Genomic DNA, 14,727 nt, shown 5'->3' with positions numbered 1-14,727 from the left:
ATGAGGAGGCCATGCCCCCGCCCCGCACCGAACCCAGCCCCGGCCCGCCGCAGATACCCGCGCCCCAGGCGCGTGGACGCCGCGCGCACGCCGGGCCGCCCGCCGAAGAGGACACCGCGGCAGAGGCGACGTCCGCCCGCAACGGGCCGCCCACGCGCGTGGGCGGCAGACACCTGCGCCCCCGCACGGTCCGCGCGAAGATCGTCTGCCTCCTCATGGTGCCGGTGGTGTCGCTGTTCGCCCTCTGGGCCTACGCCACGGTGAGCACCGTTCAGGACGTCGCGCGGCAGACACGGGCGCAGCGCGTCGACACCGCGGTACGCGTGCCCGTGGCCGCGGCGCTGGCTGCCCTCCAGGCGGAGCGCACCGCCGCCGTCGGCTACGCGAGCGCCCCCTCACCCGACCGTGGCGACGACCTCAAGAGGCTCGCGACCACCACCGACCGCGCCGTCGCCGCCCTGCGGCTCGGCAAGAACAACACTGTCGCGGACGGCGCGGACCTGTCCCACAAAGTGGCCGCACGTCTCGGCGCCTTCGTCGGCGACGCCGAGCGCCTGCGCACCGTACGCACCGATGTACTGGAGCAGCGTGCGGGCTGGGACACCGCATACGGGCAGTACACGAAGACCATCGACAGCGCCTACACGGTGAGCGGAGCACTGACCGGCATCCAGGGCGGCGAAACCGGCTCCGACGCGCGCGTGCTGCTCGAATTCGGCCGCTCCGCCGAGATGCTCTCCCGTGAGGACGCGGTCGTGACGAGCGCCCGCATCGCCGGAACACTGGACGGTGAGCGGCTGCGTCTGTTCACCGGCGCCGTCGACACGCGCAGGACCCTCGTCGCCACGGCCGCCGCCGATCTGCGCGGTCCCGAACGAGCCGCCTGGAACCGCCTCGTGGAGGGGAGCGCGTACCGCGACGTACGCGCCGTCGAGGACCGGACGCTCATCGCGGAGCCCGGGAAGAAGGCGCTCGCCGCGGCGCCCGCGGAGACGTGGGACCTGGCGCACTTGGGCGTGCAGGACGGTATGCGCGCCCTCGCGTCGGACGCCGCGCGGAGCGCCGCCGACCGGGCGGATCCGTTCGCCCGGGGGCTGCTGACATCCGCGGGAGCGGCGGTCCTGTTCGGCCTCGCCGCCGTGATCGCCTCGCTGCTCATCTCCGTCCGTATCGGCCGCGGCCTCGTCGTCGAACTGGCCACCCTGCGCAACACGGCACTGGAGATCGCCGGACGCAAACTCCCGCACGCCATGCGGAAACTGCGGGCCGGCGAGGAGATCGACGTACTGAAGGAAGCGCCGCAGGGACCCCCGGCCGAGGACGAGATAGGCCAGGTGTCCGAGGCACTCACCACCGTGCACCGCGCGGCCCTGCGCGCCGCCGTGGAGCGGGCGGAACTCGCCAGCGGGATCTCCGGCGTCTTCGTCAACCTCGCCCGCCGCAACCAGACCCTCGTCCACCGCCAGCTCGGTCTCCTGGACACCATGGAGCGCCGTGCCGAGGACCCGGACGAACTGGGCGACCTGTTCCGCCTCGACCACCTCACGACCCGTATGCGACGCCACGCGGAGAGCCTGATCATCCTCTCCGGAGCAGCGCCGGGCCGGGCCTGGCGCAAGCCGGTTTCCCTGACGAACGTCGTACGGGCCGCGGTCTCCGAGATCGAGGACTACGCGCGCGTGGAGGTACGCCACCTCGCCGCCGCCGAGGTGGCGGGCGCCGCCGTCGCCGACCTCACGCACCTCTTGGCCGAACTCGTCGAGAACGCGGCCCAGTTCTCACCGCCGCACACCAAGGTGCGCATCAGCGGCGAGCCCGTCGGCAACGGATACGCGATCGAGATCGAGGACCGCGGTCTCGGCATGGGCAAGGAGACCCTCGACGAGGCGAACAAGCGCATCGAGCACTCCGAAGCACTCGACCTGTTCGACAGCGACCGGCTCGGCCTCTTCGTGGTCAGCAGGCTCGCCGATCGTCACGACATCAAGGTGCATCTGCGTACCTCGCCGTACGGAGGCACCAATGCGGTCGTCCTGCTGCCCACCTCCTTGTTGCACAAGGACGGTGCGCAACCGGACGGGCGCGACCCCTCACCGTCCGAAGAAGAGCGCCGCTACGCGCGTGTGCCCGAGCCCGAAGCAGCTCCCATGAACGGCGATTCCGTCCCCGCCCCGCCTCTACGTCCCGCACTCGCCCCCTCGCCGGGCCCCGATCCCGAGGAGACGCAGCACCCGCCGGGTGTCACCGCTCTGCGGATGCGGAGGCCATCGGCTCCGCAGCAGGGCGATGTCCCACCCGAGGACGGGCTCCCGCGCCGCGTGCGCCAGGCGAGCCTCGCCCCCCAGCTGCGGGAGCGCCCCGACGCACAGGCCACACCCGTGCGCGTCCCGGAGACGGGCGAACGCACCCCCGAACAGGTCCGGGCCCGCATGGCGTCCTTCCGGGACGGCTGGGCCAGGGGCGGCGGACGCCGGCCCGGCAGCGACAGCAGTGAAGGAGACCTCACATGATCAAGGAACCGACCACGGCCACCGCCCCCGGGGCGGGCGAACTCGACTGGCTCCTTGACGACCTGGTCCTCCGCGTGGCCGAACTGCGGCACGCCGTCGTCCTGTCCAACGACGGCCTGGCCGTCGGCGCCTCCGACGGACTCGGCCGCGAGGACGCCGAGCATCTGGCCGCCGTCGCCTCCGGGTTCAACAGCCTCGCCAAGGGGACAGGTCGGCACTTCGGTACCGGAGGAGTGCGGCAGACCATGGTCGAGATGGACGACGGCTTCCTGTTCGTGGTCGCCGCGGGCGACGGTTCCTGCCTCGCCGTCCTGAGCACCGTCACCGCCGACATCGGCCTCGTCGCCTACGAGATGGCACGCCTGGTGAAACGGGTCGGCGAACACCTGCACACCGCGCCCAGGTTGGCCGGGCACCCGCCCACCGCAGGCTGACGGGTCGGCCGGCGCCATGGACGAGGACATGCTCGACGCATCGCACCGGGACGCGGGCGCGCACGACGGCGGCCCCCAGCAGACCGACGAGAAGAGGGGCAGCCCTCCGGACCTGGGCAGCCAGTGGTTCGACAACGAGGCCGGGCCCATGGTCCGCCCCTACGCGATGACCGGCGGGCGGACCACGGCAGGACCTCAGGCAGCGCGCTTCGACCTGATCGCCCTCGTCTCGCTCGACTCCGCCGCGCCCGCCGCCGACGACACCGCCCTCGGCCCCGAGCACCGTTCGATCATCGAGCTGTGCCGGACCGAGACACAGACGGTCGCCGAACTCGCCGCCGGCACCGAGCTGCCCGTGGGGGTCGTCCGGGTGCTCCTCGGCGACCTCCTGGAACTGGCCTGCATCAAGGTCAGCAGGCCGGTGCCGCCCGCCCAGCTACCTGACGAGAAGATCCTGAGAGAAGTCATCGATGGGCTCCGAGCACTCTGACGCCACGGCCACCGGCGCATCCGCCGACCTGGCCCTGAAGATTCTGGTCGCGGGCGGATTCGGGGTGGGCAAGACCACCCTGGTCGGCGCGGTCAGTGAGATCCGCCCCCTGCGCACCGAGGAACTACTCAGCGAGGCGGGCCAGTCCGTGGACGACACGGCGGCCGTGGAACGCAAGACCACCACGACCGTCGCCATGGACTTCGGCCGGATCACGATCAGGTCCGGACTGTCGCTCTACCTGTTCGGCACACCGGGCCAGGACCGGTTCTGGTTCCTGTGGGACGAACTGTCACAAGGCGCGCTCGGCGCCGTTGTTCTCGCGGACACCCGACGGCTCGAGGACTGCTTCCCCGCCGTGGACTATTTCGAGCACCGGGACATCCCGTTCGTCGTGGCGGTCAACTGCTTCGCGAACGCCAGGGCGTACGGCGCGCACGAGGTGGCACGGGCCCTCGACCTCGAACGCGGGACACCGGTGGTGCTCTGCGACGCGCGTGACCGGGACTCGGGGAAGGAGGTCCTGATCAGGCTGGTCGAGTACGCCGGGCGGATGCACACCGCCCGGCTGCTCGACTCCGTGAGCTGAGCCGCGGCCGGATCAGTCGGCCACGTCGCCCATCGCCACGACCTTCTCGACCCGTACGCGGACGACGAGTTCGCCCGGCACGGCATTGCGCCGGCCGAACTCCTCGGCGCGGTCCTCGCCCATGTACCGGCCGCCGATCCGGGTGGCCGAATCCAGCAGTTCCGCAGGGTCCTCACTGAGTTCGGCGCGGCCCTGGATCGTCACGAAAGAGAACGGGGGCCGCTCGTCGTCGACGCACAGCGCCACTCGCCCGTCGCGTGCCAGATTGCGTCCTTTGACCGTGTTCTTCCCGGTGTTGAACACGATGTCGCCCCCGTCCAGCACGAACCAGACGGGGGCGATGTGCGGGCTGCCGTCGGCCCGCACGGTGGAGAGTTTTCCGGTGCGGGTGCCCTCGGAGACGAAGGCCCGCCATTCCTCATCGGTCATCTTGTGTGCCATGAGGTCATCCTCCTTGCCCGGACGCCGACCGTGGGGAAGGCTGGCGTGAGAGATCCTCCGGGCAGGGGAGCGGTCCCCTCCGGGGCACGGGGAGCCACAGGAAGCGGGGAGACGGGATCATGGGGCAGAACGTAGGACTCGATTGGCTGCTGGACGACCTGACGCAACGCGTCGAGCACGTGCGGCACGCCCTGGTCCTGTCCAACGACGGTCTCGTGACCGGAGCGAGCACGGGCCTGCGCCGCGAGGACGCCGAGCACCTCGCCGCGGTCTCCTCCGGACTGCACAGCCTCGCCAAGGGGTCGGGCCGGCACTTCGGCGCCGGAGGCGTGCGCCAGACGATGATCGAGTTCGACGAGGCGGTGCTCTTCGTCACCGCCGCCGGCGACGGCAGCTGCCTGTGCGTGCTCAGCGCCGCCGAGGCCGACATCGGTCAGGTCGCGTACGAGATGACGCTGCTCGTCAACCGGGTCGGGGAGCACCTGGCCGTGGACGCCCGGCACCCCGAGCGAATGCCGGTCATAGACCGCTGACCTGCGATAAGGCGCAGCGCTGCGTGGGTGCGGCGAAGTTATCCACAGGCTCGGACGGAGTTCTTCGATTCGGGCTACGGTTTTCCCGAGCGGTCACGGAGAGTGACCGCACGTCATCGACCGACGGGGGAGAACCATCGTGCAAGGCGACATCATGACCAGGCCCCAGGGCAGCGCGGCCCGCGAGCTGGGGCTCAAGCGAGGCGAGTTCGACCTCGCCGTACGCCTGGGCCGGATCCGCACCGTCGCGGCGTCGGACGGCGGCCGGCGCCGCGTTCCCCGCGAGGAGATCGAGCGGATCCGCGACGCCGAGGGCTTCCCGGAGGCGCTGCGCCGGCAGGTCAGGGTGGTGGGGACGGCTGAGGGTGCGCACCTCATGGGCATCCCGCCGACCCGCTTCACCCGGCTCGCCCGCGCCGGGCTGCTCACGCCGGCCAAGTTCTACTTGAACCGTTACCGGACGGTGGTGTGGCTCTATCTGGCCGAGGAACTCCAGGAGTTCGCGGCGTCCGAGCTCAACGCCCCGCTGCTCACCGGCCGTGCGCCGGACAAGATGCGCGCCCGGCTCTCGGCCGGTGAGGACCTGCGACCGCGCAGGTGGCGGTCCCGTCAGGCCGGCTACCTGCTCGGACAGAGCAGCGACCCCTGGGAGCGGGCCGCCGCGATGGCCACACTGCTGGACCCGACCCAGCTCGCCGACCTCGTCGAGAACCCCTTCGAGCGCGCCTACTTGCACCGGCTGCGGCCCGAGGAGTCCTGGTACGGGGCGCCCGAGTCGCCGTCGGCGCGGGCCGTCGAGCACATTCTGATCGCCGACGATCCGGACGAGATCAGCTGGCTGCGGGCGAACCTGCTGCTGAGCCTGTCGCAGGCGCGCGTCCTGCGCCCCGCCCCACGGTCCACGACGCGGGAGGCGCCGACCGAGCCTGAACCGGAGAGCGAACCGTCGGCGGACAGCGCCGCGCCCGATCCGCAGCCCGCTGTCGAAGGACGCCGCGGACTGTGGGGGCGGCTGCTCGGCAGACGAGGCTGAGAGCGGCGCGCGGCAGAGCTATCCGGCGCCCTCGACGGCGTCCAGGTCCTGGGCGTAGTGCTCGATGGCGCCCCGGTAACCCACGATGTCCGGGTCGGCACTGGTCCCGGCCAGCACCGTGAGCAGCAGCCGCATCCCGTCGTGCGCGCGGCCCACGTTGTACAGCGCCATCGCCAGAAACGTCTTGAGGGCGTTGTCGTCCGGGAACGCGGCGACGGCGTCGCTCAGCGTCGCCACGGCCTCCGCATGGTGGCCGAGCGTGCGGTAGGTGCTGCCGAGGCCGAGCAGCGCGCCCCTGCGGTCCTCCTCGGACAGCCCGGTTCCGGCCAGCGCATCGACGTAGTGGGGGACGGCCTCGGCCTCCAGGCCGAGCGAGTCGTGGACCCAGGCGGTCTGGTACGCGACCTGGGCGTCGTCGGGAAACCGGCCGCGCAGGCCGAGCAGTTGCGCACGGGCCTCGTCACGGTGGCCCGCCTCCCGCAACCGCACGGCCTGGGCGAGCAGCTCTCCCGGGCCGTCCGATCCGGCCGTCACCCTTCGAGCTTCCGGAACAGCCCCTCCTGGACCACGGACACCAGCAGACGCCCCTCGACGTCGTAGATGCGGCCGCGGGCCAGGCCCCGGCCACCCGTCGCGATCGGCGACTCCTGGTCGTACAGGAACCACTCATCGGCACGGAAAGGACGGTGGAACCACATGGCGTGGTCGAGCGAGGCCATGTCGAAGCCGCGCCGCCCCCACAGCGGTTCGACCGGCAGACGCACCGCGTCGAGCAGCGTCATGTCACTCGCGTACGTGAGCGCGCAGGTGTGCACGAGCGGGTCGTCGCCCAGCGGGCCCACGGCGCGCATCCACACGGCGCTGCGCGGCTCGGCCGCCCCGACCTCCTCCGGGGTCCAGCGCAGCCGGTCGACGTACCGGATGTCGAAGGGCTGGCGCCGGGCCATGCGTTCCAACGCCTCGGGCAGGGCGCCGAGATGGCCCTTGATCTCCTCGGCGATCGTCGGCAGTGACTCCGGGTCCGGCACCTCGCGGGCCGGCGGCAACTGGTGCTCGAAGGCACCTTCCTCGGGCTTGTGGAAGGAGGCGGTGAGATTGAAGATCGTGCGCCCCTGCTGCACGGCGGTCACCCGGCGCGTGGTGAACGAGCGGCCGTCGCGGACCCGTTCGACCTGGTACACGATCGGCACGCCCGGGCGGCCCGGGCGCAGGAAGTACGCGTGCAGCGAGTGCACGGGACGGTCGCCGTCCGTGGTGCGGCCCGCCGCGACCAGGGCCTGGCCCGCGACCTGCCCGCCGAAGACGCGCTGGAGGGACTCCTGCGGGCTGCGTCCGCGGAAGATGTTGACCTCGATCTGCTCCAGGTCGAGCAGGTCGACGAGCCGCTCCGCAGGATTCGTCATGCGTGGTTCTCTCTCGTGTGCGCGGCCGGACGACTCCGGCGCGTGGGCGCGGGCGGACACTACCGTCCGCCCGGTCCCGGATCTACAACTGACCGACGTCCGTGACCCGGACGACGGCACGGCCCTCGGCATCGGAGGCCGCGAGGTCGACTTCGGCGCTGATGCCCCAGTCGTGGTCGCCATTGGGGTCGGCAAAGGTCTGACGGACCTTCCACAGACCGTGCTCCGGATCCTCCTCGATCATGAGCAGCTTGGGTCCTCGGGCGTCCGGACCCGTACCGAGGTCCTCGTACTCGTCCCAGTACTTGTCCATGGCCTCGCCCCAGGCGTCCGCGTCCCAGCCCGAGTCGGCGTCCAGCTCGCCCAGCTCGTCGACGTTGTCGAGCGCGGCGAGCTCGACCCGGCGGAACATGGCGTTGCGGACGAGGACGCGGAAGGCACGGGCGTTCGCGGTGACCGGCTTGACCTGGTCGGCCTTCTCCTGGGCCTCCTCGGCGGTCATCACCTCGGGATTGGCGAGCTGTTCCCACTCGTCCAGGAGGCTGGAGTCGACCTGGCGCACCATCTCGCCGAGCCAGGCGATCAGGTCCTCCAGGTCCTCCGACTTGAGGTCGTCCGGCACGGTGTGATCGAGCGTCTTGTACGCGCTCGCCAGGTACCGCAGGACGATGCCCTCGGTGCGCGCGAGCTCGTAGAACGAGACGAACTCCGTGAAGGTCATCGCCCGCTCGTACATGTCGCGGATGACGGACTTCGGCGACAGCGGGTGGTCGCCGACCCACGGATGACTCGTGCGGTACGTGTTGTAGGCGTGGAAGAGCAGCTCCTCCAAGGGCTTCGGGTACGAGATGTCCTGGAGGCGCTCCATGCGCTCCTCGTACTCGACACCGTCCGCCTTCATGAGGGCGACGGCCTCACCGCGTGCCTTGTTCTGCTGGGCGTGCAGGATCTGCCGCGGGTCGTCGAGCGTGGACTCCACGACCGACACCATGTCGAGCGCGTACGACGGCGACTCCTGGTCGAGCAGGTCGAAGGAAGCGAGGGCGAACGTCGAGAGCGGCTGGTTCAGCGCGAAGTCCTGCTGCAGATCGACGGTCAGGCGCACGATACGGCCCGTCGGGTCCGGCTGGTCCAGCTTCTCGACGATGCCGCCGTCCAGCAGCGAGCGGTAGATCGCGATGGCCCGGCGGATGTGCCGCAGCTGGGCCCTGCGCGGCTCGTGGTTGTCCTCGAGCAGCTTGCGCATCGCCTCGAAAGCGTTGCCCGGGCGGGCGATGACCGACAGGAGCATCGTGTGCGTGACACGGAAGCGGGAGGTCAGCGGCTCCGGGTCGGAGGCGATCAGCTTCTCGAAGGTGCTCTCCGTCCACCCGACGAAGCCCTCCGGAGCCTTCTTGCGGACGACCTTGCGCCGCTTCTTCGGGTCGTCGCCCGCCTTCGCGAGCGCCTTCTCGTTCTCGATGACGTGCTCGGGTGCCTGCGCCACGACGAAGCCGGCCGTGTCGAAGCCGGCGCGTCCGGCGCGGCCCGCGATCTGGTGGAACTCGCGGGCGCGCAGCGTGCGGACGCGGTTGCCGTCGTACTTGGTGAGCGCGGTGAACAGCACCGTGCGAATGGGGACGTTGACGCCCACGCCGAGGGTGTCGGTGCCGCAGATGACCTTCAACAGGCCCGCCTGCGCGAGTTTTTCGACGAGGCGGCGGTACTTCGGCAGCATGCCTGCGTGGTGGACCCCGATGCCGTGCCGTACGTAACGGGACAGGTTGCGGCCGAACTTGGTGGTGAAGCGGAAGTTGCCGATCAGCTCGGCGATCTTGTCCTTCTCCTCGCGCGTGCACATGTTGATGCTCATCAGCGCCTGCGCCCGCTCGACGGCCTGCGCCTGCGTGAAGTGGACGATGTAGACCGGTGCCTGCCGCGTGTCGAGCAGCTCGGTCAGGGTCTCCGTGAGCGGCGTGAGCCGGTACTCGTAGGAGAGGGGGACCGGGCGCGTCGCCGAGCGCACCACCGACGTCGGACGGCCCGTGCGCCGCGTGAGGTCCTTCTCGAACATGGCGACGTCGCCGAGGGTCGCCGACATCAGGATGAACTGCGCCTGCGGCAGTTCGAGCAGCGGGATCTGCCAGGCCCAGCCGCGGTCCGCCTCCGCGTAGAAGTGGAACTCGTCCATGACGACCTGGCCGATGTCGGCCTGCGCCCCGTCCCGCAGCGCGATCGAGGCGAGGACCTCCGCGGTGCAGCAGATGACGGGCGCGTCCGCGTTCACGGACGCGTCACCGGTCAGCATGCCGACGTTTTCCGTGCCGAAGAGCTTGCACAGCTCGAAGAACTTCTCGGAGACCAGCGCCTTGATGGGGGCCGTGTAGAAGGTGACCTCGTCGCGGGCGAGGGCCGCGAAGTGCGCACCGGCCGCGATCATGCTCTTGCCGGACCCGGTGGGCGTCGAGACGATCACGTTCGCCCCCGACACCGCCTCGATCAGGGCCTCCTCCTGGTGCGGATAGAGGGTGAGACCACGCTCCTCGGCCCACGACTCGAAGGCGTCATAGAGGGCGTCCGGGTCGGCGGTCTGCGGAAGCTGATCGATAAGGGTCACGTCACCATCTTGCCTGTCTTCCGTCCCGATCCGGGAATCGGATGCCCGTACGAAGATCATGAACGCTACGCTGAGTCGCCGACGGAGCGTCAGGACGCGCACGGCCCGACGGGGGCAACGGGGCGTCGGCACAAGAGGAATGGGGCGGAACACCACCATGATGGGACCGGCACACTCGCTGTCAGGAGCGGCGGCCTGGCTGGGGGTGGGCGCGGCCGCGGCCGCCGCCGGACACCCGATGCCCTGGCCGGTCGTCCTCGTCGGAGCGCTGATCTGCGCCGGCGCCGCGCTCGCCCCCGACCTCGACCACAAGGCGGCGACCATCTCGCGCGCCTTCGGACCGATCTCCCGGTGGCTCTGCGAGATCGTCGACAAGCTCTCCTACGCCGTCTACAAGGCCACCCGCAAGCAGGGCGACCCGCGCCGGTCCGGCGGGCACCGCACACTCACCCATACGTGGCTGTGGGCGGTCCTGATCGGGGCGGGCACGTCCGTCGCGGCGATCACCGGGGGCCGCTGGGCCGTCCTCGCGATCCTGTTCGTCCACATGGTGCTCGCCATCGAAGGCCTGCTGTGGCGGGCCGCACGGGGCTCCAGCAGCGACGTCCTGGTCTGGCTGCTGGCCGCCACCAGCGCCTGGATCCTCGCCGGGGTCCTGGACAAGCCGGGCAACGGCGCGGACTGGCTGTTCGCCGAGCCGGGCCAGGAGTACCTGTGGCTGGGCCTGCCGATCGTGCTCGGCGCTCTGGTGCACGACATCGGGGACGCGCTCACCGTCTCGGGCTGCCCGATCCTGTGGCCCATCCCGATCGGCCGCAAGCGCTGGTACCCGATCGGTCCGCCCAAGGTGATGCGGTTCCGGGCCGGCAGCTGGATCGAGCTCAAGGTGCTCATGCCCGCGTTCATGCTGCTCGGCGGCGTGGGGTGCGCGGCCGCGCTCAACTTCATCTGAGCCCGGCCGCACCACCACCCGGCACGGGGTCACCCGTGCCAGGACCGCCACAGGGCCGCGTACGCCCCGTCCGCCTCGACCAGTTCGTCGTGGCTGCCGAGCTCCCGGATCCGCCCGTCCTCGACCACGGCGATGACATCCGCGTCGTGCGCGGTGTGCAGCCGGTGCGCGATGGCCACGACGGTGCGGCCGTCCAGGACGCGGCCCAGCGAGCGCTCCAGGTTCCGGGCCGCGCGCGGGTCGAGGAGCGACGTCGCCTCGTCCAGGACCAGGGTGTGCGGGTCGGCCAGGACCAGCCGGGCCAGCGCGATCTGCTGGGCCTGCGCCGGGGTGAGCGCCACCGCGCCCGAGCCGACCTCCGTGTCGAGGCCGTCGGCCAGGCCGCGAGCCCAGCCGTCGGCGTCGACCGCGCCGAGGGCCGCCCACAGCTCGGCGTCCTCGGCCCCGGTCCGGGCCAGCCGGAGGTTGTCGCGCAGGGACCCCACGAAGACGTGGTGCTCCTGGTTGACCAGGGCGACATGCGACCGCACCCGCTCCGCCTGCATCCGGGACAGTTCCGCGCCGCCGAGCGTGACCTGCCCGAGCCGGGGCGCATAGATCCCGGCGAGCAGCCGGCCGAGCGTGGACTTGCCCGCGCCGGACGGCCCGACCAGGGCGAGCCGGGTGCCGGGCGCGACATCGAGGGTCACCTCGCGCAGCACGTCGACGCCCTCGCGGTAGCCGAAGTGCACCTGGTCGGCCTGGACGGCGCGGCCGTCGGGCCGCACCGCGGCGTCGCCCGCGTCCGGCTCGATGTCGCGGACGCCCACCAGACGGGCCAGGGACACCTGAGCGACCTGGAGCTCGTCGTACCAGCGCAGGATCAGACCCACCGGGTCCACGAGCATCTGCGCGATGAGCGCGGCCGTCGTCAGCTGGCCGACCCCGATCCAGCCCTGCAGGACGAAGACCCCGCCGATCAGCAGGACGGACAGCAGGACCAGGCAGTGCACGGCGTTGATCACGGGGAAGAAGACCGACCGCAGATAGAGCGTGTACCGCTCCCAGGCCGTCCATTCCTTGACGCGTCGCTCGGACAGGGCCACGCGGCGCTCGCCGAGCCGGTGCGCCTCGACGGTGCGACCGGCGTCCACGGTCTCCGCGAGCGCCGCCGCGACGGCCGCGTACCCGGCGGCCTCCGAGCGGTACGCCGAGGGCGCCCGCTTGAAGTACCAGCGGCAGCCGAGCACGAGTACCGGCACGGCGACGAGGACCGCCGGGGCCAGCGGCGGTGCGGTCACCGCGAGACCGCCGATGAGCAGACCCGCCCATACGACGGCGATGGACAGCTGCGGGACGGCCTCCCGCATCGCGTTCGCGAGCCGGTCGATGTCGGTGGTGATCCGGGACAGCAGGTCACCCGTGCCGGCCCGCTCCAGCACGCCGGGCGGCAGCCCGACGGACCGCACCAGGAAGTCCTCGCGCAGGTCCGCCAGCATCCGTTCGCCGAGCATCGCCCCCCGCAGGCGCACCTGCCGGACGAAGACGGTCTGGATCACGAGGGCGAGCGCGAACAGGCCGATGGTGCGCTCCAGATGGAGGTCGCGCAGGCCGCCGGTGCCGTCCGCCACGTCCTGGATGACCCCGCCCAGCAGATACGGGCCGGCCATCGAGGCGACCACGGCGACCGTGTTCACCCCGATCAGCAGCAGGAAGGCGCGCCGGTGGCGCTGGTACAGCTCGCGCACATAGGCGCGGACCGTGGCCGGGGCGCCGACCGGCAGGGTGTTCGCCGTGGTGGGGGCCGCCGGATCGTAGGCCGGGGGCGCTACGCCGATCATGCCGTCTCCTCGATGTCGATCGTGATGCCGATGTCGGACCCGGTGCCGGGCCGGGGCTCCGCCTCGAGCTCGGAACGGGTCGCTGCCGCCTCCGCGTCGGTCTCGCGTGTGACCACGGCCCGGTACCGGGGCTCGGCGCGCACCAGTTCGCGGTGCGCGCCGACCGCGGCCACTTCGCCGTCGTGCACGAACACGACGCGGTCGGCGCGGTCGAGCAGCAGCGGTGACGAGGTGAGCACCACCGTGGTGCGGCCGCGGCGCAGCATGCGGACGCCCTGGGCGATGCGCGCCTCGGTGTGCGAGTCGACGGCGGACGTCGGCTCGTCGAGAACCAGCGCCTCGGGGTCGGCGACCAGGGAACGGGCCAGAGCGAGCCGCTGGCGCTGGCCGCCGGACAGGGACCGGCCGCGTTCGGTGATGCGGGCGTTCATGGGGTTGTCGTCCAGGGAACCCTGGGTGAGGGCGCCGAGGACGTCGGAGCACTGCGCGGCTTCCAGTGCCTCGTCCGGGTGGACGGATCCGCCGGACGGCACGTCGAGCAGCTCGGCGAGTGTGCCCGACAGGAGCACCGGGTCCTTGTCCTGGACGAGCACCGCGGTGCGCGCCACGTCCAGTGGCAGTTCGTCGAGCGGCACCCCGCCCAGCAGCACGGACGGCGTCCTCGGTGCGGATGCGTCGCCGCTGCCGGAATCGCCGGATTCACCGGAGGTGTCGGAGGCCGCGTGGCCGCCGAGCCGGTCGGCGAGGCGCCCCGCCAGATCCGGGTCCCCGCACACCACGGCGGTCAGCCGACCCGCCGGGGCGAGCAGACCGGTGGCCGGGTCGTACAGGTCCCCGGCCGGAGCGTCCGCGTCGCGCAGCCCGCCCGACGGCTCGGTGACGCGTTCCAGGGACAGGACCCTGGCCGCGCGCTGAGCCGAGGGGCGCGAGAAGGAGTACGCCATGGCGATCTCCTCGAAGTGCCGCAGCGGGTAGTTGAGGATCATCACCGCGCTGTACACGGTGACCAGTTCACCGACGGTGATCCGGCCCTCGCGCGCGAGATGGACGCCGTACCAGACGATCACGATCAGCAGCAGACCCGGGAGGAGCACCTGGATCGAGGAGATCAGCGACCACATGCGGGCGCTGCGCACGGCGGCCTTGCGGACTTCCTGCGAGGCGTGGCGATAGCGGTCGAGGAAGAGTTCCTCACCGCCGATGCCGCGCAGCACGCGCAGTCCGGCGACGGTGTCCGAGGCGAGTTCGGTGGCCCGGCCCGCCTTCTCGCGCTGGTGGTCCGCGCGCCGGGTGGCGCGGGGCAGCAGCGGCAGCACGGCGAGAGCCAGCACGGGCATGCCGACGGCGACGACGACACCGAGAGCGGGCTGGTAGACGACCAGGCTGACGCAGACGAGCACCACGGTGAGGGCGGCAGCGGCGAAGCGGGAGAGCGCCTCGACGAACCAGCCGATCTTCTCCACGTCACCGGTGGACACCGCGACGACCTCGCCCGCGGCGACCCGGCGGGTGAGGGCGGCACCGAGCGCCGCGGTCCGACGGGCCAGCAACTGCTGCACCCGGGCGGCGGCGGTGATCCAGTTCGTGACCGCCGTGCGGTGCAGCATCGTGTCGCCGCACGCGATGGCGATGCCGAGCAGCACGATGATCCCGCCCGCCGCGGCGAGGCGCGTACCGGAGCCGTCGACCACGGCCTGCACGGCGTAGCCGACGCCGAACGGCAGACCGGCGACCGAGGAGAAGTGGAGCAGACCCCAGGCGAGGGACTTGAGCTGGCCACCGAGTTGGTTCCGGCCGAGCCAGCGCAGGAACCGGGGGCCGGAGCGCGCGTCGGGCACGCCCGGATCGGGATACGGAAGGTCGGAGATCTGCATGACGTCCCAGAGCTCGAAAGGGGATCCGGAGGTGGAGTGCACCGGAGGAGGG

At 71.6% G+C, this 14,727-nt stretch carries 13 protein-coding genes; 7 read left to right on the top strand and 6 right to left on the bottom strand.

The window, feature by feature from the left end; translation table 11 throughout:
- Positions 1-11: 11 nt before the first annotated feature.
- From ACVHNB_RS25440 to ACVHNB_RS25425, 4 genes are all read left to right on the top strand, one after another.
- Complete coding sequence (locus tag ACVHNB_RS25440; protein ID WP_456225993.1) at positions 12-2,510, top strand: nitrate- and nitrite sensing domain-containing protein; 2,499 nt, start codon at positions 12-14, stop codon at positions 2,508-2,510.
- Complete coding sequence (locus ACVHNB_RS25435; RefSeq protein WP_428956376.1) at positions 2,507-2,944, top strand: roadblock/LC7 domain-containing protein; 438 nt, start codon at positions 2,507-2,509, stop codon at positions 2,942-2,944. The genes ACVHNB_RS25440 and ACVHNB_RS25435 overlap by 4 nt, the downstream gene beginning before the upstream one ends.
- 148 nt (positions 2,945-3,092) lie before the next feature.
- Positions 3,093-3,434: a DUF742 domain-containing protein gene (locus tag ACVHNB_RS25430; protein WP_456228947.1), complete on the top strand. Its 342-nt coding sequence runs from the start codon at positions 3,093-3,095 to the stop codon at positions 3,432-3,434.
- The gene (locus tag ACVHNB_RS25425; protein ID WP_456225992.1) at positions 3,415-4,023 is read left to right on the top strand and encodes a GTP-binding protein; all 609 of its coding nucleotides are present in this window, start codon (positions 3,415-3,417) and stop codon (positions 4,021-4,023) included. The genes ACVHNB_RS25430 and ACVHNB_RS25425 overlap by 20 nt, the downstream gene beginning before the upstream one ends.
- A 12-nt stretch (positions 4,024-4,035) precedes the next feature.
- On the opposite strand, the gene ACVHNB_RS25420 is transcribed toward ACVHNB_RS25425, so the two are convergent.
- On the bottom strand, positions 4,036-4,464 hold the full coding sequence (locus tag ACVHNB_RS25420; protein ID WP_428956379.1) for a PPOX class F420-dependent oxidoreductase: 429 nt from the start codon (positions 4,462-4,464) through the stop codon (positions 4,036-4,038).
- A gap of 119 nt (positions 4,465-4,583) precedes the next feature.
- On the opposite strand from ACVHNB_RS25420, the gene ACVHNB_RS25415 reads away from it, so the two are divergent.
- The gene (locus tag ACVHNB_RS25415) at positions 4,584-4,997 is read left to right on the top strand and encodes a roadblock/LC7 domain-containing protein (RefSeq protein WP_428956380.1); all 414 of its coding nucleotides are present in this window, start codon (positions 4,584-4,586) and stop codon (positions 4,995-4,997) included.
- A 154-nt stretch (positions 4,998-5,151) separates the two neighbouring features.
- Positions 5,152-6,030, top strand: a complete 879-nt coding sequence (locus ACVHNB_RS25410; protein ID WP_456225991.1) for a DUF6397 family protein — start codon at positions 5,152-5,154, stop codon at positions 6,028-6,030.
- A gap of 18 nt (positions 6,031-6,048) precedes the next feature.
- Here ACVHNB_RS25410 and ACVHNB_RS25405 read toward each other — a convergent pair whose 3' ends face one another.
- The 3 genes from ACVHNB_RS25405 to ACVHNB_RS25395 form a co-directional block, all read right to left on the bottom strand.
- On the bottom strand, positions 6,049-6,564 hold the full coding sequence (locus ACVHNB_RS25405) for a tetratricopeptide repeat protein (RefSeq protein WP_456225990.1): 516 nt from the start codon (positions 6,562-6,564) through the stop codon (positions 6,049-6,051).
- Complete coding sequence (locus tag ACVHNB_RS25400; protein WP_456225989.1) at positions 6,561-7,433, bottom strand: acyl-CoA thioesterase; 873 nt, start codon at positions 7,431-7,433, stop codon at positions 6,561-6,563. The genes ACVHNB_RS25405 and ACVHNB_RS25400 overlap by 4 nt, the downstream gene beginning before the upstream one ends.
- Before the next feature lie 82 nt (positions 7,434-7,515).
- The gene (locus ACVHNB_RS25395) at positions 7,516-10,089 is read right to left on the bottom strand and encodes a DEAD/DEAH box helicase (RefSeq protein ID WP_428956384.1); all 2,574 of its coding nucleotides are present in this window, start codon (positions 10,087-10,089) and stop codon (positions 7,516-7,518) included.
- Positions 10,090-10,186: 97 nt separating this feature from the next.
- Here ACVHNB_RS25395 and ACVHNB_RS25390 point away from each other — a divergent pair, with 97 nt between their 5' ends.
- The gene (locus ACVHNB_RS25390) at positions 10,187-10,981 is read left to right on the top strand and encodes a metal-dependent hydrolase (RefSeq protein ID WP_428956385.1); all 795 of its coding nucleotides are present in this window, start codon (positions 10,187-10,189) and stop codon (positions 10,979-10,981) included.
- A gap of 29 nt (positions 10,982-11,010) precedes the next feature.
- Here ACVHNB_RS25390 and ACVHNB_RS25385 read toward each other — a convergent pair whose 3' ends face one another.
- Entirely contained in the window at positions 11,011-12,801 is a 1,791-nt protein-coding gene (locus tag ACVHNB_RS25385) for an ABC transporter ATP-binding protein (protein WP_456225988.1), read from the bottom strand.
- A complete protein-coding gene (locus tag ACVHNB_RS25380) occupies positions 12,798-14,675 on the bottom strand; it encodes an ABC transporter transmembrane domain-containing protein (protein WP_456228946.1) in 1,878 nt (625 codons plus the stop codon). The genes ACVHNB_RS25385 and ACVHNB_RS25380 overlap by 4 nt, the downstream gene beginning before the upstream one ends.
- Between the last annotated feature and the right edge of the window lie 52 nt (positions 14,676-14,727).

The organism is Streptomyces sp. YJ-C3 (genome assembly GCF_053891275.1).
This window is presented reverse-complemented; position numbering and strand designations above follow the sequence as displayed.